Annotated in this window: 21 protein-coding genes; 14 read left to right on the plus strand and 7 right to left on the minus strand. The window is 63.3% G+C overall.

All coding sequences use genetic code 11. The features are described from left to right. Positions 1 to 900 (minus strand): 2-dehydro-3-deoxygalactonokinase, encoded by a 900-nt coding sequence (locus MUY21_RS06475; protein WP_282568962.1) that lies wholly within the window; start codon positions 898 to 900, stop codon positions 1 to 3. 176 nt (positions 901 to 1076) lie between these two features. On the opposite strand from MUY21_RS06475, the gene MUY21_RS06480 reads away from it, so the two are divergent. Together MUY21_RS06480 and MUY21_RS06485 are read left to right on the plus strand one after the other, a co-directional pair. Beyond that, entirely contained in the window at positions 1077 to 2273 is a 1197-nt protein-coding gene (locus tag MUY21_RS06480; protein WP_248409514.1) for an AMP-binding protein, read from the plus strand. Next, positions 2270 to 3391: a thiolase family protein gene (locus MUY21_RS06485; protein ID WP_248409515.1), complete on the plus strand. Its 1122-nt coding sequence runs from the start codon at positions 2270 to 2272 to the stop codon at positions 3389 to 3391. The genes MUY21_RS06480 and MUY21_RS06485 overlap by 4 nt, the downstream gene beginning before the upstream one ends. Here MUY21_RS06485 and MUY21_RS06490 read toward each other — a convergent pair. After that, positions 3388 to 4074 (minus strand): nitroreductase, encoded by a 687-nt coding sequence (locus MUY21_RS06490; RefSeq protein ID WP_248409516.1) that lies wholly within the window; start codon positions 4072 to 4074, stop codon positions 3388 to 3390. The genes MUY21_RS06485 and MUY21_RS06490 overlap by 4 nt on opposite strands. A 457-nt stretch (positions 4075 to 4531) precedes the next feature. Here MUY21_RS06490 and acs point away from each other — a divergent pair, with 457 nt between their 5' ends. The 7 genes from acs (at position 4532) to MUY21_RS06525 (ending at position 13215) form a co-directional block, all read left to right on the plus strand. Next, positions 4532 to 6502, plus strand: a complete 1971-nt coding sequence (acs, locus tag MUY21_RS06495) for an acetate--CoA ligase (protein WP_248409592.1) — start codon at positions 4532 to 4534, stop codon at positions 6500 to 6502. After that, positions 6502 to 7185 (plus strand): adenylate kinase, encoded by a 684-nt coding sequence (locus MUY21_RS06500; protein WP_248409517.1) that lies wholly within the window; start codon positions 6502 to 6504, stop codon positions 7183 to 7185. The genes acs and MUY21_RS06500 overlap by 1 nt, the downstream gene beginning before the upstream one ends. Before the next feature lie 59 nt (positions 7186 to 7244). Further along, positions 7245 to 7505, plus strand: coding sequence for a DUF4212 domain-containing protein (locus MUY21_RS06505; protein ID WP_248409518.1), 261 nt, complete (start codon positions 7245 to 7247; stop codon positions 7503 to 7505). 11 nt (positions 7506 to 7516) lie between these two features. Continuing rightward, complete coding sequence (locus MUY21_RS06510; protein ID WP_248409519.1) at positions 7517 to 9304, plus strand: sodium:solute symporter family protein; 1788 nt, start codon at positions 7517 to 7519, stop codon at positions 9302 to 9304. A gap of 102 nt (positions 9305 to 9406) precedes the next feature. Further along, positions 9407 to 11242, plus strand: a complete 1836-nt coding sequence (locus MUY21_RS06515) for a DUF294 nucleotidyltransferase-like domain-containing protein (protein ID WP_248409520.1) — start codon at positions 9407 to 9409, stop codon at positions 11240 to 11242. Positions 11243 to 11272: 30 nt separating this feature from the next. Continuing rightward, positions 11273 to 11803 (plus strand): hypothetical protein, encoded by a 531-nt coding sequence (locus MUY21_RS06520; RefSeq protein ID WP_248409521.1) that lies wholly within the window; start codon positions 11273 to 11275, stop codon positions 11801 to 11803. Continuing rightward, the gene (locus MUY21_RS06525) at positions 11800 to 13215 is read left to right on the plus strand and encodes an exonuclease domain-containing protein (protein ID WP_282568964.1); all 1416 of its coding nucleotides are present in this window, start codon (positions 11800 to 11802) and stop codon (positions 13213 to 13215) included. The genes MUY21_RS06520 and MUY21_RS06525 overlap by 4 nt, the downstream gene beginning before the upstream one ends. 13 nt (positions 13216 to 13228) lie before the next feature. On the opposite strand, the gene MUY21_RS06530 is transcribed toward MUY21_RS06525, so the two are convergent. Both MUY21_RS06530 and MUY21_RS06535 read right to left on the minus strand, forming a co-directional pair. Continuing rightward, on the minus strand, positions 13229 to 13999 hold the full coding sequence (locus tag MUY21_RS06530) for an amino acid ABC transporter permease (protein WP_248409522.1): 771 nt from the start codon (positions 13997 to 13999) through the stop codon (positions 13229 to 13231). 9 nt (positions 14000 to 14008) lie between these two features. Beyond that, complete coding sequence (locus tag MUY21_RS06535) at positions 14009 to 14710, minus strand: amino acid ABC transporter ATP-binding protein (protein WP_248409594.1); 702 nt, start codon at positions 14708 to 14710, stop codon at positions 14009 to 14011. 167 nt (positions 14711 to 14877) lie between these two features. Between MUY21_RS06535 and MUY21_RS06540 the strand changes: the two genes are divergently transcribed. Next, entirely contained in the window at positions 14878 to 15651 is a 774-nt protein-coding gene (locus tag MUY21_RS06540) for a transporter substrate-binding domain-containing protein (RefSeq protein WP_248409523.1), read from the plus strand. Positions 15652 to 15707: 56 nt separating this feature from the next. On the opposite strand, the gene MUY21_RS06545 is transcribed toward MUY21_RS06540, so the two are convergent. Together MUY21_RS06545 and MUY21_RS06550 are read right to left on the minus strand one after the other, a co-directional pair. Beyond that, entirely contained in the window at positions 15708 to 16829 is a 1122-nt protein-coding gene (locus tag MUY21_RS06545) for a class I SAM-dependent RNA methyltransferase (protein WP_248409524.1), read from the minus strand. A 43-nt stretch (positions 16830 to 16872) separates the two neighbouring features. Continuing rightward, the gene (locus MUY21_RS06550) at positions 16873 to 17436 is read right to left on the minus strand and encodes a DUF1285 domain-containing protein (RefSeq protein WP_248409595.1); all 564 of its coding nucleotides are present in this window, start codon (positions 17434 to 17436) and stop codon (positions 16873 to 16875) included. A gap of 116 nt (positions 17437 to 17552) precedes the next feature. On the opposite strand from MUY21_RS06550, the gene MUY21_RS06555 reads away from it, so the two are divergent. Genes MUY21_RS06555 through MUY21_RS06570 form a run of 4 tightly spaced genes read left to right on the plus strand, consistent with a single transcriptional unit; the run spans position 17553 to position 24263 of the window. Next, positions 17553 to 18557, plus strand: a complete 1005-nt coding sequence (locus tag MUY21_RS06555) for a MoxR family ATPase (protein WP_248409525.1) — start codon at positions 17553 to 17555, stop codon at positions 18555 to 18557. Continuing rightward, entirely contained in the window at positions 18554 to 19411 is an 858-nt protein-coding gene (locus MUY21_RS06560; protein WP_248409526.1) for a DUF58 domain-containing protein, read from the plus strand. The genes MUY21_RS06555 and MUY21_RS06560 overlap by 4 nt, the downstream gene beginning before the upstream one ends. Further along, complete coding sequence (locus MUY21_RS06565) at positions 19408 to 22182, plus strand: DUF4159 domain-containing protein (protein ID WP_248409527.1); 2775 nt, start codon at positions 19408 to 19410, stop codon at positions 22180 to 22182. Before MUY21_RS06560 ends, MUY21_RS06565 begins: the two co-directional genes overlap by 4 nt. Next, positions 22179 to 24263, plus strand: a complete 2085-nt coding sequence (locus MUY21_RS06570; protein WP_248409528.1) for a hypothetical protein — start codon at positions 22179 to 22181, stop codon at positions 24261 to 24263. The genes MUY21_RS06565 and MUY21_RS06570 overlap by 4 nt, the downstream gene beginning before the upstream one ends. 15 nt (positions 24264 to 24278) lie before the next feature. Here the strand turns inward: MUY21_RS06570 and MUY21_RS06575 are convergent, their stop codons facing one another. After that, entirely contained in the window at positions 24279 to 24977 is a 699-nt protein-coding gene (locus tag MUY21_RS06575; RefSeq protein WP_191286277.1) for a DUF599 domain-containing protein, read from the minus strand. Positions 24978 to 24979 lie beyond the last annotated feature (2 nt).

Genomic DNA, 24979 nt, shown 5'->3' on the forward strand with positions numbered 1-24979 from the left:
TTATGGGCAAGTTGACGAAGGCCCGCGATACGCGGCGATCAGGCCGCTCAGCTCCAGATTGACATCGTTCAGGTGTCGAACGGCGACGCCCTGTGCCTCCAATGCTGTGGCATAGGCTGCGGCCATCGGGGCGTCTGCCGGGATCGCAACGTTCTGGCCCAGCCAATAGGGCTTGGCCGCCGCCAGTTCAGCGCCGATCAACACGGCCAGCAAGCGTCCGCGCGCAACGTCTGCGCTGCGCGCGTTCAGTTCGATGTCGGCGTAGACGGAAAAGATTTTCGCGGCCAGATCAGCCGGACGCACCAAGGTTTCGGAAAGCGTCTGTTCAAACACCGCGTGATCCCAGCCTTCAGCATTCATGGCAGATCGCAACATTGTGTCGCGCGACAGAAGGTCGAACAGCTCGCCCGTCATGAAGGTGCGAAAGCTGACAATCTCGCCGGCGCTGATATGCACCCATTTCATTTGCGGTCCGGGCAGGCACAATATCCCATCAAAATTCGGATCAAATGTCAGCAGCCCTGCGACCTGCATCTCCTCGCCCCGCATTAGGTCGGGCGGAGCCGCCTGCTTTACCCCCGGCAAGAGAGACAGTTCAAACCCCCTCATCTGATATGGCGTTGCCTGTGCGATCGTCGGCGGCGCGCAGGGGGTTGATAAATACGCATCGGTGGCGGGCGAAACAGCGGGATGCCTCATCCCACACACGACAATCGGGACGCTGCTATCAGGCAAAACATCAGATAGCAGGTCGCGCAGCCTCGTCTCGAACCTGTCCCCGGACATGCTCGTTTCGGATTGTCTGTGCTGCAGCACACTATCGTCTGCGCCCATCAACCAGACCTGCAGGCCGGTTTGATGGGATTCCACGGCAATCCAGTCGGGTTTTTCTGTGGTCATCGGCGCCTCGCGCAGTTTTTTGCTGAGATCGTGATAGCCACCTGATTTGTCCGGGTCCAGTCGGGGGAGTGGCTTTCGCAATGGGTAAGGGGACAATCGCAGCGCCGCCGGAAGGGCTGGCGCGCCTGCCTGTTCCTGCGCATAGTGTGCGCAATCGAATTGGGAAGGATCGAGATGTGAGCCCTGATCGCTTCAGGCAGGAGGTCCAAACCTCCGTCCGGGTGCCGGGTGACGGAAAATCGGCCGTGGGATCAGCCACGGCGCGGGCGCTGGAAACGGTCGTCGACCTGCTACGCCGGGGCAAAAGCCTGTCTGTGACACAGGCCGGTGTCGGGGCGGCAGAGCAGACCGGCGCGGGCCAGTGGCTGCTGGTGCAAAGCGCCGGATCGACCGGCGTGCCGAAGATCATTCGCCGCAGTCCGGCCTCGTGGCGGACCAGTTTCGAGGTGACGCGCGACCGGTTTGGTGTCGGGCCCAAGGCACCCTATGCCGTTCTGGGGGCGATGTCCCATTCCCTGACGCTTTATGCCGTGCTGGAGGCCTTTCATATCGGCTGTGACCTTTCGGTTCTGACCGGCCTGCCCCCAAGATCTCAGGCCCGCGCTCTGCGCGAAAACGGGGTGCAGGTGCTCTACGCAACGCCAACCCAGCTTCGCCTGTTGGCTGCGGCGACCGAGGCCCCCAATCAAAACCTGCGCTGGGTCTTCTGCGGTGGGGGGGTGCTGGATGCGTCGACACGCACAGAGATCTGCGAGATGTTCCCCCTGGCGACGGTGCGCGAGTTTTTCGGCGCGTCCGAGACGAGCTTCATGGCGATCAGCGATGCGCAAACGCCACCTGGCGCAGTCGGGCGTGCCTATCCCGGGGTGGAGCTTTGCATTCGCGATGGGCAGGGGCGGGATACAAGCGGAATCGGTGAAATCTGGGTGAAAAGCCCGTACATGTTTGACGGGTATGCCATGGGCAACAGTCCCGACACGCGCTGGCAGGGCGATTTTCTGAGCATTGGCGAGATGGGGCAGCTGGATCGAGGCGGAAACCTGACCGTGCTGGGGCGCAAGAGCCGGATGGTGACGGTGGCAGATCAGAACGTGTTTCCCGAAGTGGTCGAGGCACAGATGCGCGCGGTGCCGGGTGTCGGGCCATGCGCGGCCATCCCGGTGCCGGATCCAACTCGCGGGCAGGTGATTGTCGGGGTCGTGGAAGGGACGCAAGATGATGCCCTTGCCGGCCGCCTGCAAGCCCACTGCCGCAATGTTCTGGGCGCGCATGCTTGCCCCCGGCGCATCGTTTTTGTCGACCGCCTGCCCATGCTCAGTGCCGGTAAGACCGATCTGGTGGCGCTGGCCCGTAATCTGGGGCAACGCGCATGACCGGTGCCCTGATCATCGCGGCACGGCGCAGCGCGGTTGCCCCGAAGGGGGGCGGTTTGGCCCATTGTGACATCCACGATCTGGCCGCCCCTGTCATTCAGGCGGTGCTGGCGGATGCGGGTCTGGATGGCGGGGAGGTGGACGAGGTGATTCTGGCCAACGCGCTGGGCGCAGGTGGCAACCCGGCACGTCGCGCGGCGCTGGCGGCCGGCCTGCCGGAGCGTGTCGCTGGTCTGTCCGTGGACCGTCAATGTTGCGGCGGGCTGGATGCGGTGCTTCTGGCGCGGGCGATGGTGATGTCGGGGCAGCACGACGTCGTGATTGCGGGCGGGGCGGAAAGCTATTCGCGCCGTCCTCTCAGATCACGAACCTTTGCCGATGGACGCCCGGCCGAACCCTATGAGCAGGCCCCTTTCACCCCATGGCCGGACCGCGACCCCGACATGGCCGAGGCGGCGGACGCGCTGGGCCGACAACTGGGGATTTCGCGGCGCGATCAGGATGACTGGGCCATATCCAGCCACGCCGAGGCCAGACGCTGGCAAGCCCACCCTCAAGTCGAGATCGTGGCCCTTCAGGGCCTCAACCGCGATGCGTTCACTCGCGATTTGACCCCGCGTCTGTGCGCACGTGCGCCGGTCGTGACGGGCAGCATCACAGCGGCCAACATGGCGGTGGCGGCGGATGGGGCGGCGTTCTGCCTTGTGGTGTCAGGGCAGGTGGCGCGGCGCATAGCCCGCCAGTCGGTGCGCCCGGCGATCAGGATCGTGTCAGGGGCCACGCTGGGTGGCGATCCGACCCTGCCCGGTCTGGCCCCTGTCGCCGCCATCGAAAAATCGCTTCGGGATGCCGCGCTGGCACCGACCGATCTGACCTGCGCCGAGATCATGGAGGCTTTTGCCGTGCAAGCCATCGCCTGCCAGAAGGGCGCGGGTCTGGCGCGTGACATCGTCAATTCCGATGGCGGCGGGCTGGCGCGCGGTCATCCGGTCGGAGCATCGGGCGCGATCCTGGCGGTGCGCCTGTATCATCGGCTTGCGAGGCAGGGCGGGGCGGGCGTGGCCGCCATTGCCGCAGCGGGTGGGCTGGGCACGGCCCTTGTGCTGCGGCCGGATTAGGCAGGGTCGTCGAACCCGCGAAAGCTCGCGTAGTCCTGAAGCTCTGCGCGCGCGGTGCGGAACTGGTTTTCCGGGGCGGATGTGTCGGCCACACCGACGGCGATCCCGCACACCACCATTTCCTCATCGGGCAGGTTCAGGTGATCGTGGACAAGAGGGCCATAATTGGCAAGCGCCCCGATCCCTGTGGCGCCAAAGCCCTGATCTTCCGCAGACAACAGGAATGCCATCAGCGACATGCCAAGATCCATGAAACACCCCTTGCCCATGTCGCGCCGGATGGTCACGACGACACCGACCGGCGCCCCGAAAAACGCATAGTTTCGGGCAAACTGGGCGCGCCGCGCCTCGACGTCGCGACGCCCGATACCCAACGCCGTGTAAAGCGCATAACCCGCCGCCCGCTGCCGGGCCTTCAACATCTCGGGCATCGGCGACGGAAAATAGGAATATTCGGCCGCGTGTGGGATCCCGGCCCGAACCGCGTCTTGCAAGGCGTCGACCAGCCCGCGCAGCGCGGATCCAGTCAGCACGAGAAACTGACCCGGTTGCAGGTTGGCCCCGCTGGGCGCAGACCGGGCGGCGCGGCACATGCGCTGGACGGCATCCCGCGGCACAGGGGTCTGGGTAAAGGCGCGGACGGACCTGCGCGCGCGCAAAAGATCTTCTAGTGAACCGGTCATGAGCCACCGCAGATTGTTCTTCGTCCTTGGTACGGGATCGCATCTGCCACGTCCACAGTGCGGGGGCTGTCCGGTCCGGACCGTGCGGCGCCTTCACCGACCCATGCGACAGATCCGAGGGGGGTAGATTCTCGATCCTTCGCATCGCCTTCGGCGGGAAAGCTGCCGCTACGGCCACCTGCGCAAGATTGTTAGCGAAAACTCGGCATGAGCTTTTCAGATCATGCGACGCGGCCTTCACAGGCAACTGTCGGCAGTTCTATGGAAAATTCACCATTGAAGTAAAAAATTTACAGCCATCATGCGGCACTGTTAAACAAATTTACAAAAAAGTTGTTGTTTGCCGCAGGCTTGTCCCATTATTTTCAGCATCAACGGAAATCCGTCTGTTAAGGCGCTGACGTTTCGTGGACCGCGCGATGAGCGCGATCCGGAGGATTAAATGGGAGGACCCTGCATGTCGTCGGAAAACACGGCCGATAAAACTTATGCCCCGTCAGCTGAGTTTGTCGCGAACGCTCATATTGATGCTGCGAAATACAAGGAAATGTATGCCGCTTCGGTGAACGACCCGGAAGCGTTCTGGTCCGAACAGATGAGCCGGCTGACGTGGTCCAAGACCCCGACCAAGATCAAGAACACGACGTTCAAACACCCGGACGTGTCGATCAAGTGGTTCGAAGACGGCGAGTTGAACGTGTCCGAGAACTGTATCGACCGGCATCTGGACACGCGCGGCGATCAGGTGGCGATCATCTGGGAATCCGACGATCCCTCGCTGGACAAGAAGATCACCTATCGCGAGCTGCACGAGAATGTCTCGAAGCTGGCGAATGTGATGAAGGGCATGGGCGTGGGGAAAGGCGACCGTGTTGTTCTTTATCTTCCGATGATCCCCGAAGCCGCCTATTCCATGCTGGCATGTGCGCGGATCGGTGCGATCCATTCGATCGTGTTCGCAGGTTTCTCGCCCGAGGCGCTGGCTGCCCGTGTCGAAGGCTGCGAGGCGTCGCTGGTGATCACGGCGGACGAAGCGCCGCGGGGCGGACGCAACACGCCCCTGAAAACCAATGTGGACGCGGCGCTGGATCACGGCGATCTGGGCAACACGCCGGTTCTGGTGGTCGAACGCACGGGCGGCGATGTGCCGATGAAGGACGGGCGCGATCATTCCTATGCTGCGCTGATGGCCGAGGCATCTGCCGATTGCCCGGCAGAGCAGATGAACGCCGAAGATCCGCTGTTCATCCTCTACACCTCCGGCTCTACCGGTCAGCCCAAAGGCGTACAGCACTGCACCGGCGGCTATCTGCTGTATGCGGCGATGACCCATGAATTGGTGTTCGATTATCACGATGGCGACGTGTATTGGTGCACGGCGGATGTGGGTTGGGTCACCGGCCACAGCTATATCGTCTATGGCCCGTTGGCCAATGGCGCGACCACGCTGATGTTTGAAGGGGTGCCGACCTATCCGGATGCAGGCCGTTTCTGGGCCGTGTGTGAAAAACACAAAGTCAACCAGTTCTACACAGCGCCGACCGCGATCCGCGCCCTGATGGCGCGTGGCGAGGAGTTCGTGACCAAGTATGATCTGAGCGATCTGAAGGTGCTGGGCACCGTGGGCGAGCCGATCAACCCCGAGGCCTGGAACTGGTATAACGACATTGTTGGCAAAGGGCGTTGCCCCATCGTTGACACGTGGTGGCAAACGGAAACCGGCGGTCACCTGCTGACCCCGCTGCCCGGTGCCACGCCGACCAAGCCCGGTTCGGCCACCACGCCGTTCTTTGGCGTGCAGCCCGTCATTCTGGAACCCACCACGGGCGAGGAAATCACGACGACCGAGGCCGAAGGCGTCTTGTGCATGAAAGACAGCTGGCCCGGCCAGATGCGCACCATTTTCGGTGATCATGACCGCTTCGTGTCGACCTATTTCTCGGATTACAAAGGCTATTATTTCACCGGGGATGGCTGCCGCCGCGATGCGGATGGCTATTACTGGATCACCGGCCGCGTGGATGACGTGATCAACGTCTCGGGTCACCGCATGGGCACCGCCGAGGTTGAAAGCGCCCTTGTCGCCCACGCCAAAGTGTCCGAGGCCGCCGTGGTCGGCTTCCCGCACGACATCAAGGGGCAGGGCATCTATTGCTATGTCACGCTGATGGACGGCGAGGAATATACCGACGATCTGAAAACCGAGCTGCGCAACTGGGTCCGTCAGGAAATCGGCCCCATCGCCAGCCCGGATTACATCCAGTGGGCGCCCGGTCTTCCCAAGACCCGGTCGGGCAAGATCATGCGCCGCATCCTGCGCAAGATCGCCGAAGATGATTTCGGCGCGCTGGGCGATACCTCGACCCTGGCCGATCCGTCCGTGGTGGACGACCTGATCGACAACCGCATGACCAAGGACAAAGCCTGATGGATGCGACGACGAAAACAGCGGCACCCGTGCTGATCCTTCTTGGCCCTCCGGGTGCCGGGAAGGGCACGCAGGCTCGGATGCTGGAGGAAACGTTCGGCCTTGTGCAACTGTCCACGGGTGATCTTCTGCGCGCTGCCGTGGCGGCGGGCACCGATGCGGGCAAAGCCGCGAAAGCCGTGATGGAGGCAGGCGACCTGGTGTCGGACGAGATCGTGATCGCCATTCTGCGCGACCGTCTGGCGGATGCGGACTGTGCCAAAGGGGTGATCCTGGACGGCTTCCCGCGCACGACCGTGCAGGCGGAGGCGCTGGATGCGCTGCTGGCCGAGAGCGGTCAGAAAATCAACGCCGCCATCAGCCTTGAGGTTGACGACGCCGCCATGGTGACCCGGATTTCGGGCCGTTACACCTGCGGCGCTTGTGGCGAAGGGTATCACGACGAATTCAAGCAGCCCGCCAAGGATGGCGTCTGCGACAAATGCGGCGGCACGGAGATGAAACGCCGGGCCGACGACAATGCCGAAACCGTGGGAAGCCGTCTTGTGGCCTATCACGAACAAACGGCACCGCTCATTGCCTATTACAAGGGCAAGGGCAGCCTGAAAACGGTCGACGCGATGCTGGGCATCGACGAGATCGCGGGCAATCTGAATGCGATCGTGAAGGAGGCGATTGCATAAGAAAGGGACAGGCCGGGTCGCACAAGCCCCCGGCCAGTGGAACTTAGGGAGGTGGCTTCATGGCCGAAAACTCATCCAACTCCGCATATTGGTCCGCCAATGTGCGCATCATCTTGATCAGCCTCGTCATCTGGGCGCTGGTCTCATTCGGGTTCGGCATTCTGCTGCGCCCAATGCTGTCCGGGATCGCCGTCGGCGGGACCGATCTGGGCTTCTGGTTTGCTCAGCAGGGGTCGATCATCATCTTCCTCATTCTGATCTTCAACTACGCCTGGCGCATGAACAAGCTCGACCGTGAACACGGCGTGGACGAAGAGTAAGGGAGAGACATATGGATCAGTTTACGATCAACCTGCTGTTTGTCGGCGCGAGCTTCGCGCTGTACATTGGCATCGCAATCTGGGCCCGCGCGGGCTCGACATCAGAATTCTACGCCGCCGGGCGTGGCGTTCACCCCGTCACCAACGGGATGGCAACGGCGGCGGACTGGATGTCGGCGGCCTCGTTCATCTCGATGGCGGGTCTGATTGCCTTCACCGGCTATGACAACTCGACCTATCTGATGGGTTGGACCGGCGGCTATGTGCTGCTGGCGCTGCTGCTTGCGCCCTATCTGCGCAAATTTGGCAAATACACTGTGTCCGAGTTCATCGGCGATCGCTTCTACAGCCAAACCGCCCGGATCGTGGCCGTTGTCTGTCTGATCGTGGCCTCGGTCACATACGTGATCGGCCAGATGACCGGCGTGGGCGTGGCCTTCGGCCGCTTCCTTGAAGTGGACAACACCACCGGCCTTCTGATCGGTGCGGCGGTTGTGTTCGCATACGCCGTGTTCGGCGGCATGAAAGGCGTGACCTATACGCAGGTGGCCCAGTATGTCGTGTTGATCATGGCCTATACCATTCCGGCCATCTTCATCTCGCTGCAACTGACCGGCAACCCGATCCCGGCGCTGGGTCTGTTTGGCGATCACGCCGCATCGGGCGAGCCGCTTCTGGCCAAGCTGGATGCCATCGTGAAGGAACTGGGCTTCAACGAGTACACGGCCCATCATGGTGACACGTTCAACATGCTGCTGTTCACTCTGTCGCTGATGATCGGCACCGCCGGTCTGCCGCACGTGATCATGCGCTTCTTCACCGTGCCCAAAGTGTCCGACGCCCGTTGGTCCGCTGGCTGGGCGCTGGTGTTCATTGCCCTTCTGTATCTGACGGCCCCGGCTGTTGGTGCGATGGCGCGTCTGAACATCTCGGAAATGATGTGGCCCAATGGCGGCATCGAAGGTGGTGCCGTGACGCTTGAGCAGATCGAAAATGACGCGCGTTATGACTGGATGGACACGTGGCAGAAGACCGGCCTGCTGGGCTGGGAAGACAAGAACGGCGACGGTGCGATCCAGTACTACAACGACGGCAATGCCGAGCTTCAGGCGATGGCCGCGGAAAAAGGCTGGGCTGGCAATGAGCTGACCAACTTCAACCGCGACATTCTGGTTCTGGCCAATCCCGAGATTGCCAACCTTCCCGGTTGGGTGATCGGTCTGGTCGCAGCCGGTGGTCTTGCCGCCGCTCTGTCGACCGCTGCCGGTCTGCTTCTGGCAATCTCGTCGGCTGTGTCGCATGACCTGATCAAGGGTGCCATCAACCCGAAGATCTCGGAAAAGGGCGAGCTGTTGTCGGCACGTATCGCGATGGCGGTTGCCATTGTGGTTGCCACCTATCTGGGCCTCAATCCTCCGGGCTTTGCGGCGCAAACCGTGGCGCTGGCCTTTGGTCTGGCTGCGGCGTCGATCTTCCCGGCACTGATGATGGGCATCTTCTCGACCAAGGTGAACAACAGCGGTGCGGTTGCAGGTATGCTGGCCGGTCTGGTTGTGACGCTGGTCTATATCTTCCTGCACAAGGGCTGGTTCTTCATCCCGGACACCAACAGCTTCTCGGATGCTGATCCGCTGTTGGGGACGATCAAGTCGACATCGTTCGGTGCGGTCGGTGCGGCGGTCAACTTCGCGGTGGCCTATGTCGTGTCAGGTATGACCAAACCGACGCCGGCCCATATCCAGGAGCTGGTTGAATCGGTTCGCGTTCCGCGCGGCGCCGGTGCGGCTCAGGATCACTAAAAGGCTTGGGCGGGCGTCCCTGCGGCGCCCCGCCCCCTTCCAATCCTGTCCCGTCCGGTGCACACCGGGCGGGATATTTCTTTTCAGCAAAGGCGCAGTTGAATGCCGTTGACCCAGGACCAGATCCTTCGTTTCTTGCAATCCGTGCATCCCTATGACGCATTGCCCCAGGACACGCTGGACAGCCTGTCGGGGCAGATGACGTCCCGCGCCGTTGCATCTGGCGACCTCATTTATGATCTGGGCGATGAACTGCCCGGCATATTCATCATTCACGACGGCGAGGTCGAAGTTGCCGACGAAAACGGCGAGGTCGTCAGCCATCTGGGCACGCGCAACACTTTCGGCGAACGCGGATTGCTGCGCGAAGGGCGCGCAGTCACAAAACCACGGGCCGTGACGGATGCCACCCTGCTGATCCTGCCGGCCAAAGCGTTTCGGCGCCTGATTGACACCCATGACCCCGTGCACCGCTTCTTCGACCGGTCGCGCACTGACAAGCAAAGCAAGCAACGTCGACAAAGCCTGGCCACGACGCAGGTCGACACATTCATGGCCCGCGCCCCCATCACCTGCGCGCCGGAGGCGACGGTGCGGGACGCGGCGATCCTGATGCGGGATCATCGCGTATCGTCGCTGTGCATGACCGAGGGCGACAGGTTGGTCGGGATCCTGACCACCCGTGACATGGCCGGCAAAGTCGTTGCCGAAGCCTTGCCCAGCGACACGCCCGTCTCTGACGTCATGACGTCCAATCCCATCACGCTGGCGCCGTCATCCATCGGGTCGGACGTCTTGCATGTGATGATGGAGAAACGCATCGGTCACCTGCCTATCGTCGAAGGCGACACGCTGGTTGGGATCGTCAGCCAGACCGACCTGACCCGGTTTCAGGCCGTCAGTTCGGCCGAGCTGGTGCGCGAACTGGCGCAGGCTGCGGATGCCGAAGAAATGCGAGCCGTCACAAAACGGATCCCGCAACTGCTGCTGCAACTCGTGGCGGGCGGCAGTCCCCATCAGGTTGTCACCCGCCTGATCACCGATATTGCCGACACCGCCACCCGGCGGCTGGTTGCACTGGCCGAAGAGAAACTGGGCCCGGCCCCGGTGCCGTATCTGTGGCTGGCCTGCGGCAGTCAGGGGAGGCAGGAACAGACCGGTGTCTCGGATCAGGACAATTGCCTGATCCTGTCCGACGACGTGACAGACGCCGATCGCGATGGCTACTTTGCCGATCTTGCCAAATTCGTCTGCGATGGGCTTGACACCTGCGGCTATGTCTATTGCCCCGGCGACATGATGGCGATGAACCCGCGCTGGTGTCAGCCGCTGTCTGTTTGGCGCGGGTATTTCGAAAACTGGATCGCCAAACCAGTGCCCGAGGCGCAGATGCTGGCCTCGGTCATGTTTGACCTGCGCCCGATCGCGGGTGATGCGCGGCTGTTTGGCAACCTGCAAACCGAAACGCTGGCGATGGCGGCCAAGAACTCGATCTTCGTGGCACATATGGTGTCCAACGGCCTGAAACACACCCCGCCACTGGGCCTGTTGCGGGGCTTTGCCACCATCCGGTCGGGCGAGCACAAGAACCGGCTGGACATGAAGCACAACGGCGTCGTTCCCGTCGTTGATCTGGGGCGCGTTTATGCCTTGCAAGGCCAGTTGGCCGAGGCGAACACGCGCGCACGTCTGGTCGCTGCGATCAACGCGGGCGTGCTGTCCCAATCGGGCGGGCAGGATCTGCTGGACGCCTATGACCTGATCGCCGAAACCCGGCTGGAACATCAGGCCGAGCAGGTGAAAGCTGGGCAGGCCCCGGACAACTTTCTGGCCCCCGCTGAACTGTCGGAATTTGATCGGAGCCATCTGCGCGATGCCTTCGTCGTCGTGAAATCAATGCAAAGTGCCATCGGGCACGGTCGCGGCATGCTCGGCTGACGGGTGATGTGCGCAAGGGAAGGAAACTGAATGTTCTATGAAATCGTCGCCACGCTCGTGTCAGCCTTTGTCGGCGCCGGTCTTGTCCTGGCCCTGAACAAGCTGACGGGGGGGCGTCTGCCCAAATGGGCGATGCCGGTCGGGGCCGGGCTTGCGATGATCGTGACCACGGTCGCCAATGAGTATGCGTGGTACGAGCGCACCCGCGATCTCTTGCCCGAGGGCATGACCGTGGTGATGGAGGTCGAGAACAATTCGCTTTATCGTCCCTGGACCTATGTGGTGCCGTTTGTGGAACGCTTTGCCGCGCTGGATGAACAGTCGCTGCGCACCCATCAGGCACAGCCGGCCCTGCGCATGGTGGATCTTGTGTTCATGGGGCGTTGGTCGGCACCCGAAAAAATGGTGGTGCTGGGCAATTGCGACACCCACCAGCGGGCGCCCCTCATCGACGCGGTGTCGTTCGATACCTCGGGCGAGGTGTCGGGCGTCGACTGGGTGACAGTGCCCGCGGATGACCCGATTCTGACGGCCATATGCAAACTTGAGGTGACATCATGAAAATCCTGACCACCCTGTCCTTCCGCCTGCGAATTTTCCTGTTTTTCGCGCTTCTGGCTGTCTGCGGGGTGGGGGTCGTGCTGGCGGGGCTGGCCATCGGATATATCCGGGCGCAGGCCTCGGGCTCGGCGTCGGGATTTGTCTTTGCGGGCGTCTTGTCCGGGTTTGGCCTGTTGGCGCTGACGGCGGGGATCTGGTTTCTGTTTGACGAGAACGTCGCCCGCCCGATCGAACGACTGGCCACGGGGTTGCGGTCGCGCGCCCATGCCGGGGTGGGCGGGGTCGATAAACATGCGGCGCGCTATCTGGGCGATCTGGCCCCGGCGGCGGAAGCCGTGTCCGAGCAATTGATGAAAACCACCATGGATCAGGCGAGTATCGTTGCCTCGGAAACCGCGCGGCTGTCTGCGGACAAGGCGCGGCTCACGGCGCTGTTGTCCGAAATTCCGGTGGCGATGATCCTGGTGAACCCGGCGCATCAGATCGTGCTTTATGACAAACAGGCGGCGGGCGTGCTGTCACAGGTCTGCCCGCCCCGGCTGAATGCCTCGATCTTCGATTATTTTCAGAAAGGGCCGTTTCTGGCGGCGCACAAGAAGATGATCTCGACCGGGCTTGAGCAAAGTTTCACCGACCTGGCCGCGGCCAACGGGCTGGAATTTGACGCGCGCCTGAAACCCCTTGGCCCCGGCGAAGGGTATCTTGTCATTATTGATGACGCCCATACCAACATCGCCCCCGATCAAAGCCGCCCGGTGGTGTTCGACTTTGATCTGATGGAGGGTCAGGCCACCGACAACCTGATGGACATGCATCTGAACGATCTGACCTATGTGGTGTTCGATACGGAAACCACAGGGCTTCTTCCGCACAAGGACGAGGTGGTCCAGATCGGTGCCGTGCGGGTGGTCAAGGGCAAGATCGTGCCGGGCGAAACCATCAATCAACTGGTCGATCCGGGGATAAACATCCCGGCGGCCTCGACCAAGGTGCATGGTGTGACAAATGCCATGGTGGCCGGACAGCCGGGGATCGATGTGGCGGGCAAGCACCTGCACGATTTTGCGCGCGGATCGGTTCTGGTCGCGCATAACGCGCCATTCGACATGGCGTTCCTGCGGCGTCACGCAAAGGATTGTGGGGTGGAATGGACCCATCCGATCCTGGACACGGTGCTGTTGTCTGCCGTGTTGTTCGGCACGACCGAGGTGCACACGCTGGATGCGTTGTGCGAGCGTCTGGGCGTGTCAATTCCTGACGATCTGCGTCACACCGCACTGGGCGATGCCCATGCCACCGCCGAGGTTCTGTGCAAGATGCTGGCCTTGCTGCATTCGCGCGGGATCGAGACATTGGCAGGCGCGATTGCCGAGGCGAAGAAGCACAAGCGGCTGCTCAACGACCTGAATTAATGCGCCGTGTGGTTCAGCGACTTTCGTCTGCATTCATCTTTCGCTCCAACCAACGCACGCCGGCCGAGATGATCAGAACCAGCACCAGATATTCCAGGATCAGAAGCGTATAGATCTCCAGCGGGCGATATTCGGTCACAACCAACTCGTTCGCGCGACGGGTCAGCTCCGCCATCCCGATCACGGATGCAAAGGCCGACATTTTCACGATATAGATGAACTGGTTGGCAAGGGGCGGCAGGATGCGCCGCACCGCTTGTGGCAGGATCACATAACGCATCGCCTGCGCGCGGGTCAGCCCGATGGTTTGCGCAGCCTCAGCCTGACCGCGCGGAACGGCCTGAATGCCCGACCGGAAGATCTCGGCCGTGAACGCGCTGTCGGAAACGGCCAGCGTGATCACCGCGCCCCAAAACGGGTCGATGTTCACGTCAAGCCCGATGGACCGCAGCACAACCGGTAAACCATAGAACACCCAGAACAGCATCGGCAGCAGGGGGATGGCGCGAATGAACTCGACATAGATGCGGTTGGGCAGGCGCATCCACCGGCTTTGCGCAAAGGCGGGCAGGGCGACCAGCAGGCCGATGATGATCGACGCCACCGCCGCCAGCACCGAGATCTGGATCGTCGCTGAAAACCCGCGCAGCAGGAATGTTATGTTGGTCCAGCCCGCTTGGGTGGATGGGTCGATCACATACCAGCCCCAGGTGCCGGGCGGGGCCGAGCAGGCGGTGAGGGCAAAAAGCGACAGAAGTGCGAAGGGCAGGCGGATTCTGGTCATCGTCACCCCTTAGTGCTTCAGGATCTTGTCAAGGAACTGCGCGAACCGCGCAGATTTCGGCGCTGAGAATGCGACCTCGGGTGGCTCGACCTCGACGATCTCGCCAGCGTCCATGAACGCGATCCGGTCGGCTACCCGGCGCGCGAATCCCATTTCGTGAGTCACGCAGATCATCGTCATGCCATCGCGCGCCAGATCCTCCATCACCTCCAGCACCTCGGCGATCATCTCGGGGTCCAGTGCGGATGTCGGCTCGTCGAACAGCATCAGCTTCGGGTCCATGCACAGGGACCGGGCAATCGCCACCCGCTGCTGCTGGCCGCCAGACAGTTGTCCGGGCCGTTTGTCGGCCTGTTCGGGGATGCGGACGCGCTCAAGATAGGCCATGGCGCGGTCGCGCGCCTCTTGTCGGGGCATCCCCAGCGCGCGCATCGGCCCAAGGATCAGATTGTCCAGAACGCTCAGATGCGGGAACAGGTTGAACTGTTGAAACACCATGCCCACATCGCCGCGCCCCTGGGTATCCACCGGCTGGCCATAAAGTTCGATGGTGCCGTCCTGATGGGTTTCCAAACCTGCCAGCAGCCGCACGACCGTCGACTTGCCAGATCCTGACGGGCCGCAAATCACCAGCTTTTCACCGTGGTCAACCGTCAGCGTGATGTCGCGCAGCACCTGGAAATCGTCATACCACTTGCTGACTTGCGCCATGGTGATCGCGTGCTTGCCCTGGTTGATGTTCGCCACTTGTTCTTCTGCCCGCGATCTGTTCAACTGATCGTGAGGCACCCATCCATGCGCTGCCTCGATCCGTAATGTGTTTGTTAAGGTATATGAACACGCAACGAATTTGATAACCACCAAAAGGACACCGCGCGATGAACTTTCTGCGAACACTTGGGGCCGGGCTGCTGGCGATGGCGATGCTGACGGGCGGGGCGCAGGCCCAATCCGCCCTGAACGACATTCTTTCCGGCGGCGTCCTGAAGGTGGGCACGACCGGCGACTGGAACCCGATGACGATGAAGGACCCGGCCACCGACAGCTATCGTGGCTATGACATCGACATCATGACCGAGCTGGCCAAGGATCTTGAGGTCGAGCTGGAGTTCGTGCCGACCGACTGGAAGACGCTGGTGAACGGGATCGTGGCGGGCAAGTATCACATGACCGGTTCGGCCTCGATCTCGCCGTCGCGGATGAAGGTGGCGGGGTATTCCGAGCCTTACATCTCGGTGCAGATCCTGCCCTTCACCACATCGGACAAGGTGGCGAATTACGACGGGTGGGACGCGATTAACACGCCCGAGGTGAAGGTGGCGACCACGCTTGGCACCTCGTTCGAAGGGATGGTGCGCAGTTGGTTCCCGGATGCCGACATCAAGGTGGTTGAGGCGCCTGCGCGTGGCTATCAGGAGGTTCTGGCCGGTCGCGCCGATGTGTTCATCACCTCGAACATCGAAGGTGCCACGCTGACCGAGAAGTTCCCCAATGTGACCGCCGTACCGGTCGAGGCCCCCCGCGCGCCGACCCCGATCGCGATGTTGCTGCCGCAAGGTGATCAGGTTTGGATCAACTATGTGAACAGCTGGGTGAAGCTGAAGAAAGAACAGGGGTTCTTTACCGAAACAGCCGCGAAATGGGGGCTGTGACCCAAGCTGCATAACGGGACAAGGCCGCGCAATCTGTCCGGCCTTTTTCGTTGTTGTTACGACAGCTTGGCCGTCTGATACAGTTTCACTTTGGTGCCGCCATGATCGACCGGCGGGCCGGGGGGCAGGAAGGGCAGGCCGGTCGCTTTTGCCAGCCCGCCATCGCTTGTGATGATCGCGACGCGCCATCCTGAAAACCGCTCCAGCAGCACCTTTCCCAAAGTGCCATAAAGCGCAAACAGCAGTTTCTTGTTGCCGATCCGCCCACCATAGGGCGGGTTCACGATGACAAGGCCGGGCGTGGTGTCGGGACGCTGAAGATCGCTGATCGACCCTTCGGTGAATTGTGTGAGAGGGGCAACTCCAGCAGCCTCGGCATTCTGACGGCTGTTGGCAATCGCCCCGGCATTGCGATCTGATCCAAAATACTTGGGCGGCCCTGCGGGTGCCGCGACGGCTGACGCTGCTTTCAGTTTCGCGAAGGCGTCTGCGTCAAAACTGGCCAGATGCTCGAACGCGAAGTGGCGCGCGCGACCGGGCGAAAGGCCCAGCGACATCTCGGCCGCTTCGATCAGGAACGTGCCTGACCCGCACATCGGGTCCAGCACCGGTTCTTGCCCATCGTATCCCGCCGCCTCTAGAAACAGCGCCGCCAGCGTCTCGCGCATCGGTGCCTTGCCGGTGGCGGTCTTGTAACCGCGCTTGTGCAGGCTTTCCCCCGACGTATCCAGGCTGATCGTCACCAGATTGTCGTCGATCCGCACCTTCAGAACCAGGGCCGCGTCTTTGGAAATCGGTGCGCCCAGGGTTTCGCGGATTGCGGTTTCCACCCGTTGCGCGGCGGCCTTGTGGTGATAGATTTTCGACCGTTTGCACACCGCTTCGACCCGTACCGGCATGTCAGGCCGCAACACGTCACCCCACGGAAACTTGCGCGCGCGCTTGTCCAGTTGCGCCAGATGAAACGCGCGGAAGCTGCCCAGCCGCACCAGCACACGCGTGGCCCCGCGCAGCGTCAGGTTGGCGCGCCAGACCTCGGACCAATCGCCATGGATGGTCACGCCGCCGGGGCTGGCGGTCGGGGTGGCGAAGCCTGCCGCGCGTGCCTCGTCCGCCAGCACGGGTTCCAGGCCGGGCGGGGCCACAAGAAAGATCTCGTAAGTGTGGGTGTCAGTCATGGCCCCCCATAGCCCAACATCGCAGGCAGGGCGAGGGTGATTGTCAGACGTTCAGCTCTTTCGACGGGATGATCGGAAAAAACGCGCCGCTTGACCACAGGCCGAACCACTTTTCGCCCTCGTGTTCTTCATGTGCGCCCAGATCGACAAGACGATAGTAACTTTTTCGGTCAATCAGCGCCTCAAGATTGGCGCGCACCAGCACATAGGGCGACGGCTCGCCGGTGTCCGGGGCGCGCTCGACCCGGATGGGCGCGTCGGGCCCGGCCACGGTTTCGTCACCCACATTGGTGGTGAAGGTCAGCACCTGATCGCGCCCCTTGCCGGTGGCCTCAAAGTCGATGGCGACGAAAGGGGCGTCATCCACCGTGATCCCGACCTTTTCGACGGGTGTGACAAGAAAATAATCATCGCCATCCTTGCGAATGATCGAGGAAAACAGCTTCACCAGCTCGTGCCGCCCGATAGGGGTGCCAAGATAGAACCACGTCCCGTCGCGTGCGATCCGCATGTCCAGATCACCGCAGAAGTCTGGGTTCCACAGATGCACCGGAGGCAGGCCTTTCTTGCCCGCTTTCCGGGCGGCGTCGGCCAGCGCCTCGGTCATGTTCTTGCCGGTTGCAGCTTTTTCCGGCGATTTTCCGTCACTTGCCGTTTTTGTCATTTGTTCCCCCGACGTGTTTGGCCTTTAATGAAATGTAATAGCCGAGCGGAGGAATTTCCATGACCAACGATGCCATTCTGGACGAGATCGAAGCCCTTGGCGACACGCTGGCGCGCGCAAAGTCAGTGATCGCGCGCCGGATCATTGGTCAGGATCAAGTGGTTGACCTGACCCTGTCGGCGCTGTTGTCGGGGGGGCACGCGCTGCTGATCGGCCTGCCGGGTCTGGGCAAAACGCGGCTGGTGGAAACCCTGTCCACCGTGATGGGGCTGCGCGAGGGGCGCATCCAGTTCACGCCCGACCTGATGCCGTCCGACATTCTTGGTGCCGAGGTTCTGGAAGAAAGCGCCGAGGGCACACGCTCATTCCGGTTCCTGAAAGGGCCGATCTTCTGTCAGCTTCTGCTGGCGGACGAGATCAACCGCGCCAGCCCCCGCACCCAATCGGCGCTGTTGCAGGCGATGCAGGAACATCAGGTGTCAGTCGCCGGGCAAACGCATGCGCTGGAAGCCCCGTTTCACGTGCTCGCCACACAGAACCCGCTGGAGCAAGAGGGCACCTATCCTCTGCCCGAGGCGCAGTTGGACCGGTTTTTGTTGCAGGTGGATGTGGACTATCCCGACCGCGACGCCGAACGTGATATCCTGCTGGCCACCACCGGCACCGAGGATGCACAGGCCGAGCCGGTCTTTACCGCCGCCGATCTGATCGCCGCGCAAAAGCTTCTGCGCCGGATGCCGGTTGGCGAAACCGTGGTGGATGCGATCCTTGATCTTGTGCGCGCCTGTCGTCCTGATGACTCCGCCGCGCCTCAGATTGTGCGCGATACTGTCAGCTGGGGGCCAGGGCCGCGCGCGGCGCAGGCCCTTATGCTGCTGACACGGGCGCGGGCGCTGATCGACGGACGTCTTGCACCGGGGATCGACGATGTGCAGGCTCTTGCGCGACCTGTGCTGAGCCATCGCATGGCGCTGAGCTATGGCGCGCGGGCGGCGGGTCACGATCTGGCTGGCGTGATTGACACAGTGGTTGGCCAGACCACGCGCGCCGTGGCGGCGGCGTGACCCCCAACCCGACACTGCGCAGCCGGGCCGAGGGTCTGGCTGAACGCCTGCCACCGCTTCTGGCCCAGGCACGCCATTTGGCGGCCAGTGTAGAATTGGGCGAACATGGGCGGCGCAAACCGGGGCAGGGCGATGCGTTTTGGCAATTCCGCCCGGCCCAGCCCGGCGACCCGGCGCATCGGATCGACTGGCGCCGCTCGGCCCGATCCGATCAACATTATGTTCAGGAAAAGGAATGGCAGGCGGCACAAAGCGTGTTGTTCTGGGTGGACCCCGCGGCATCGATGGAGTTCGCGTCGTCACCTGATCTGCCGGAAAAAGGCGCGTTGGCACGGTTGATCGCGATGGCGCTGGCGGTTCTTTTGGTGCGCGGCGGCGAACGGGTGGGGCTGGCCACCAGCGCCGCCCCCGCCGGGCGCGGGGAACTGGCCCTGTCCCGTATGGAGGCGGCGCTGGCATCAGGGTACGATGCTGGGATGTCGGAACTTCCGGCGCGATCGCGCGCTGTGTTCCTGTCCGACTTCCTCGCGGATACGGCTCCGATCACCCGCACTGTCACCCGCGCGGCCGACCGGGGCGTCACGGGTGTGCTGTTCCAGGTGCTCGACCCGGTTGAAGAGGCGTTTCCGTTCCGTGGCCGCATGATCTTCGAGGATATGACCGGTTATCTGGAACATGACACGACCGAGGCGCATGATCTGCGCGACCGGTATCTTGACCGGCTTGCCGCCCGCAAGTCCGAACTTGCCGAACTGGCGCGACGCACTGGCTGGCAGTTTCACACCCATCACAGCGGGGACGCCGACAGTGCCGCTCTGCTGTGGTTGTACCACGCGATCGAGGGGCACAGATGATGTTTGGCCTGCCCATCGCCTTCACGACCCCCTGGCTGCTGGCCGGGTTGGTGGCGCTTCCGGTCCTGTGGTGGCTGTTGCGCGCCATCCCCCCCGCGCCTTTGCGCCAGAGGTTTCCGGCGGTGGTGCTGCTTTTGGGGTTGGAAGACCGTGATGCGGAAAGCGACCGCACGCCCTGGTGGTTGCTGGTTCTCAGGCTCTTGGCAGTGGCGGCGCTGATCCTTGGCTTTGCGGGGCCGATCCTGAACCCTGAACAACGTCAGGCGGGGCGTGGCCCGCTTCTGATCTTCGTCGATGCCGGGTGGACGGCTGCATCGGACTGGCCGCAGCGCATGGGTGCAATCAAGGATCAGCTGGACGCCGCGGCGCAAGCCGGGCGACCCGTTGCCATTGCCCTGTCGCATGAGGTGGCCGAAATCGGCGCCGCTGCCCCCCAATGGCAAAGCGCGGGTGATTGGCGGGAACGGCTTCCCGGCCTTGCCCCGGTCGCGTGGGAGGTGCCTTATGGTGAGGCATCGGACTGGGCTGCCGGGCTTCAGGATGCCGACACGATCTGGATCTCGGACGGGTTGGCGCGCGCCGGACGGCTTGACCTGCTGGCCGCGTTCGAGGCGAAAGGCCGCGTCGACGTGTTGCAACCTACATGGCCGCGATATGGCCTGTTGCCCGCGCGGGCCGAAGATGGTGCACTGGTGCTTGAGGCGCTGCGCAGCGGCGTGACGGCGGGGGCAGAGCTTATGGTGCAAGGCATCGGCCCTGATCCGTCGGGGGTCGAACGGGTGTTGGCGTCCGCCACGTTCGATTTCTCGGCAGGCGCCCCCCGCGCTCAGGTGCACATGCCGTTGCCACCCGAATTACGCAACAGGATCACCCGGTTTCAGTTGCGGGACATGCGTGCCGCCGGGGCGGTGACGCTGGCCGATGACAGCCTGCGCCGCCGTCGCGTGGCGCTTCTGACCGGCACCCAATCGCGCGAGGGGCTGGAGCTGTTGTCGCCCCTGCACTACCTGCGCGAGGCTCTGGTGCCCTCTGCCGAGGTGATCGAGGATGCCGCCATCGACACATTGATCGAAGCCGGGCCTGAGGTGCTGATCCTGCCCGATGTGCCCAGTCTGGCCGAACCGGACCAACGGGCGCTGGCTGAATGGGTGGCGCAGGGCGGGATGCTTCTGCGCTTTGCCGGGCCGCGTCTGGCAGCGACCGATACCGGGCGTGGCGTGGAAGACATCTTGCTGCCCGTGCGTCTGCGATCAGGCGGGCGTGTGGTGGGTGGCGCGATGAGCTGGGGCGCCCCGCGTGCATTGGCCCCGTTTCCCGAAACCTCGCCCTTCTTCGGGCTGCCGGTGCCGGATGACGTGCTGGTGCGGGCGCAAATCCTGGCCGAACCCAGCCCGGACCTGGCCGACCGCACCTTGGCGTCGTTGGCAGATGGCACGCCGCTTGTGACCCGCAAGGCGCTGGGGCAGGGGCAAGTTGTGTTGTTTCACATCTCGGCCAATGCCGAATGGTCATCGCTGGCGCTGTCCGGGCTGTTTGTGCAGATGCTGGAGCGTCTGGCGGTATCGACCCGGCCCGGTCAGGTCGAGGCGCAGTCGTTGGACGGCACCCAATGGGTCGCTGAACGCGTGCTGGATGCTTTCGGTCAGCTTGGCCCGGCAGGGGCGCAGGCGGGTGTCGATGGCCCCGACCTTCTGGACGGTGCCCGCGCCGCAGTGCCGCCAGGTCTGTATGCCGATGGTGATCGTCGCCTAGCGGTGAATACGCTGGGGCAGGATGCGCAACTGGCCCCGGCCGCCTGGCCTGTCCGCATCACCCCAAGATGGCAGGATGAAAGCGCGAGCCGCAGCCTTGCCCCGTACCTGTTGGCGGCGGCGCTGATTCTGGGCGAGCTGGACATTGTGGCCAGTCTTTGGATTTCCGGGCGGCTGCGCAAACGGGTGGTTGCTGGTGCCGCGCGGGCGGGGGCATTGGTCCTGCTGGCGCTGATGATCGTGCCGGGCTACGGGCGCGCGCAGGACGCAGACACCCCCGAGGCGGTGATCGCGGCGGCCAGCACGGTGACGCTGGCGCATGTGCTGTCAGGTGACGCCGCCACGGACGAAGTTGCCAATGCCGGGCTGATGGGCTTGTCGGACCAATTGTTTTCCCGCACCTCGGTCGAACCTGCCCCCCCTGTGGGCGTGGATGTCGAACGCGATGAATTGTCGGTTTACCCGATCCTGTATTGGCCGATCAGCGACACGACCCCGCAACCCAGCCCCGCCGCCTATGCCCGGCTGAAAACCTATCTGGCGACGGGCGGGTTCATCCTGTTTGACACCCGCGATGCGGGCTTTGGCGGCGAGGGCGCCCCGTCGCGCCGGTTGCGCGCCATTGCCTTGCCGCTGGGCCTGCCACCGCTTGAGCAGGTGCCGCACGACCACGTTCTGACCCGCGCCTTTTATTTGCTGGAGGAGTTTCCCGGGCGCGCCCGAGGCCCCGCCTGGGTCGAGGCCGCCCCCCCGAATGCAGAACGTGCCGAAGGGATGCCCTTTCGCAACCTGAACGACGGGGTCAGCCCGGTGATCATCGGCGGCAATGACTGGGCCGGGGCCTGGGCGATCCGGTCTGACGGTTCGCCGATGTTTCCGGTGGGGCGCGGTCAGGCGGGCGAGCGGCAACGTGAAATGGCGGTCCGGTTTGGCGTGAACCTGGTGATGCATGTGCTGACGGGCAACTACAAATCCGATCAGGTGCATGTGCCTGCCTTGCTGGAAAGGTTGGGGGAATGAATGCGTCCGACCTGATCTTCTCGCCCGGTCTGCCATGGCCGGTGATTGCGATCCTGGCCGCGCTCGCGCTGGTGGCGCTTCTGGTGGCGCTGTGGCGCGGCTTGTCGGGCTGGGCGCTCAGGGCGGTGGCGGCGCTGGCGGTATTGGTGGCACTTGCAGGCCCGTCCTTGCAGCAGGAGGAGCGCGATCCGCTGACCGACATTCTGCTGGCGATCGTGGATGACAGCGCCTCGCAAACCCTGTCGGACCGCCCGGATCAGAACGCTGCGGCGCTGGCTTCGCTTGAGGCGCAGGTCGCCAGTCGAACAGGGCTGGACCTGACAATCCGCCGCCTGTCCGAGTTTGCCGACCCCGCAACGCCGGACGGCACCCACATGATGCGCGCGGTCACGGCGGCGTTGGCCGATCTGCCGCGCGACCGCGTGGCCGGTGTCGTGGCAATCACCGATGGCGTTGTGCACGATACCGAGCTTGCACCAAACCTGCCCGCCCCCTTTCAGGCTCTTCTGACCGGGCGCGCGCCTGATTGGGATCTGCGCCTGTCGGTCATCGACGCCCCCGCCTTTGCCATCCTTGGCGAGCAGACCGAGATTCGTCTGCGGGTCGATGCCCTTGGTGCGCCCCGTGCCGACGGTGACATCATCGAACTGTCCGTGTCCCGCGATGGTGCCATGCCCGAGGTTGCCCTGGCCCGGGTGGGGACGGACATCGTTCTGCCCCTGACACTTACCCATGCGGGTCGCAATCTGATCCATATCACGCTGCCCGCTGCCGAAGGCGAACTGACCGACCGCAACAATGCCGCGGTGATCGAGGTAAACGGCGTGCGCGACCGGTTGCGGGTGCTGCTCGTCTCGGGCACGCCACATCCCGGCACCCGCACCTGGCGCAACCTGTTGAAATCCGATGGCGCGGTAGACCTTGTGCATTTCACCATCCTGCGCCCACCGGAAAAGCAGGACGGTGTGCCGGTCAATGAACTCAGCCTGATCGCCTTCCCGACCCAAGAGCTGTTTGTCGACAAGATCGACGAGTTCGACCTGATCATCTTTGACCGCTACCGGCTGCGGGGGATCCTGCCCGGCGGCTATCTGGACAGTGTCCGGGCCTATGTCGAACGGGGCGGTGCGGTGCTGATTGCCGCAGGCCCGGCACTGGCCGGGGCGGAAAGCATCGCGCGCTCCGGCTTGGCCGCGATGCTGCCGGCTTTCCCGTCCGGTCGGCTGATCGAAGGTGCCTTTCGACCTGCCATAAGCGATGCCGGCCGGCGCCATCCCATCTCGCGCGATCTGGAGGATTTCGCGCCCGAAGGCGGCTGGGGCCCGTGGCTGCGAAGGGTCGAGCTTGAGCCGACCAGCGGCCACACCATCCTGAACGGACCCGATGACGCGGCGCTGCTGACCCTTGATCGTGTCGGTGACGGGCGTGTCGCGCTGCTGGGGTCGGATCATGCCTGGCTCTGGGCGCGGGGCTTTGAAGGGGGCGGACCACAGCTGGAGCTGCTGCGCCGTCTGGCGCACTGGCTGATGCGCGAACCCGAACTTGAGGAAGAAGCCCTGTCCGCCACCGCCACCGAGACGGGGTTGCGGATCGAACGTCGCACGATGGAGGACACGACGCCCGAGGCCACTGTGACCTTCCCGGACGGCACCGAAACCGTCCTGGGTCTGTCAAACCGCACGCCGGGCCTGTTTGACGGTGAAATCGCGGCCCCGGAGCAGGGATTGTATCGCGTGACACAGGGTGATCTGGCCACGGTGGTGGTGCGCGGACTTGCGGCCTTGCGCGAGTTCGAACAGCCCGTCGCGGACGCCGCCCCCCTGACCCCCCTTGGACGTGCCACCAACGGCACGGTAACGCGGATCGAAGACGGACTTCCCGGTCTGCGCCCGGTGCGAATGGGGCAACTGGCTCATGGGCGCGGCTGGATCGGATACACGCCGCGCAATGCCTATGTCACACAAGCCATCCGGGTCATTCCGCTGGCGCCGGCCTGGCTGATGCTGGCCATCGCCGCGCTGTCCCTGATCGGGGCCTGGCTGATCGAGGGGCGCGGTGGGGCGCGGCGCAAGGAAGGTTGATTGCCCGGTGCCGGATCAGGCGTCCGGTTTCATCAGCACCGCCCGGGACTGCGACGCAAATTCGCGCCGATACAGGACCAATACGGTCAGAACGGTTGCAACGATCAGGCTGACGGGTCCAAGCAACCATGCCAGCGATCCCATCGCGAAATAGACCGACCGCAGGCCGCGATTGAAGCTGCGCGCCGCCGAGATATTGAGTTCTCCGGCCTTGCCGGCGCGGGGCAGGGCGGTGGGATCGCTTGGGTCGTTTGGCACCGATGCCATGACCACGGCGCAATAGCCGAACAGGCGATGTGACCAGACGAATTTCAGAAAGGCATTGGCCAGAAACAGAACGACCAGCAGGATCTTGACCTCCCACACCAGTTCGGGGGCGCTGCTTTGGGTCAGGTCTTGTGCCACCCCGCGCAACCGTTCAGTATTGCCCAGAAGCGCCATGCCACCCCCGATCGCGATCATCGAAGCCGAGGCAAAGAAGCTTGCCCCCTGGCGCAGGGTCGACAGGATGGCACTGTCGAAGATGCGCGGGTCTCGGGCGACGAACTGCACCATCCAGTCGCGCCGGTATTGCGCCACCAACCCCGATACCGAAGGCTTCGAGCTTGAGGCATATTCGATCCGCCAGCCGATCATGGCCCAGGCCAGAATGATCAGGCAGACGGCGATCCCATCCAGTGGGGAAAACAGCGACAGGCGTTCGGTCAGGGTCATGG

Source organism: Aliiroseovarius sp. S2029 (genome assembly GCF_023195575.1).
In the GTDB taxonomy this organism is placed as follows: domain Bacteria; phylum Pseudomonadota; class Alphaproteobacteria; order Rhodobacterales; family Rhodobacteraceae; genus Aliiroseovarius; species Aliiroseovarius zhejiangensis.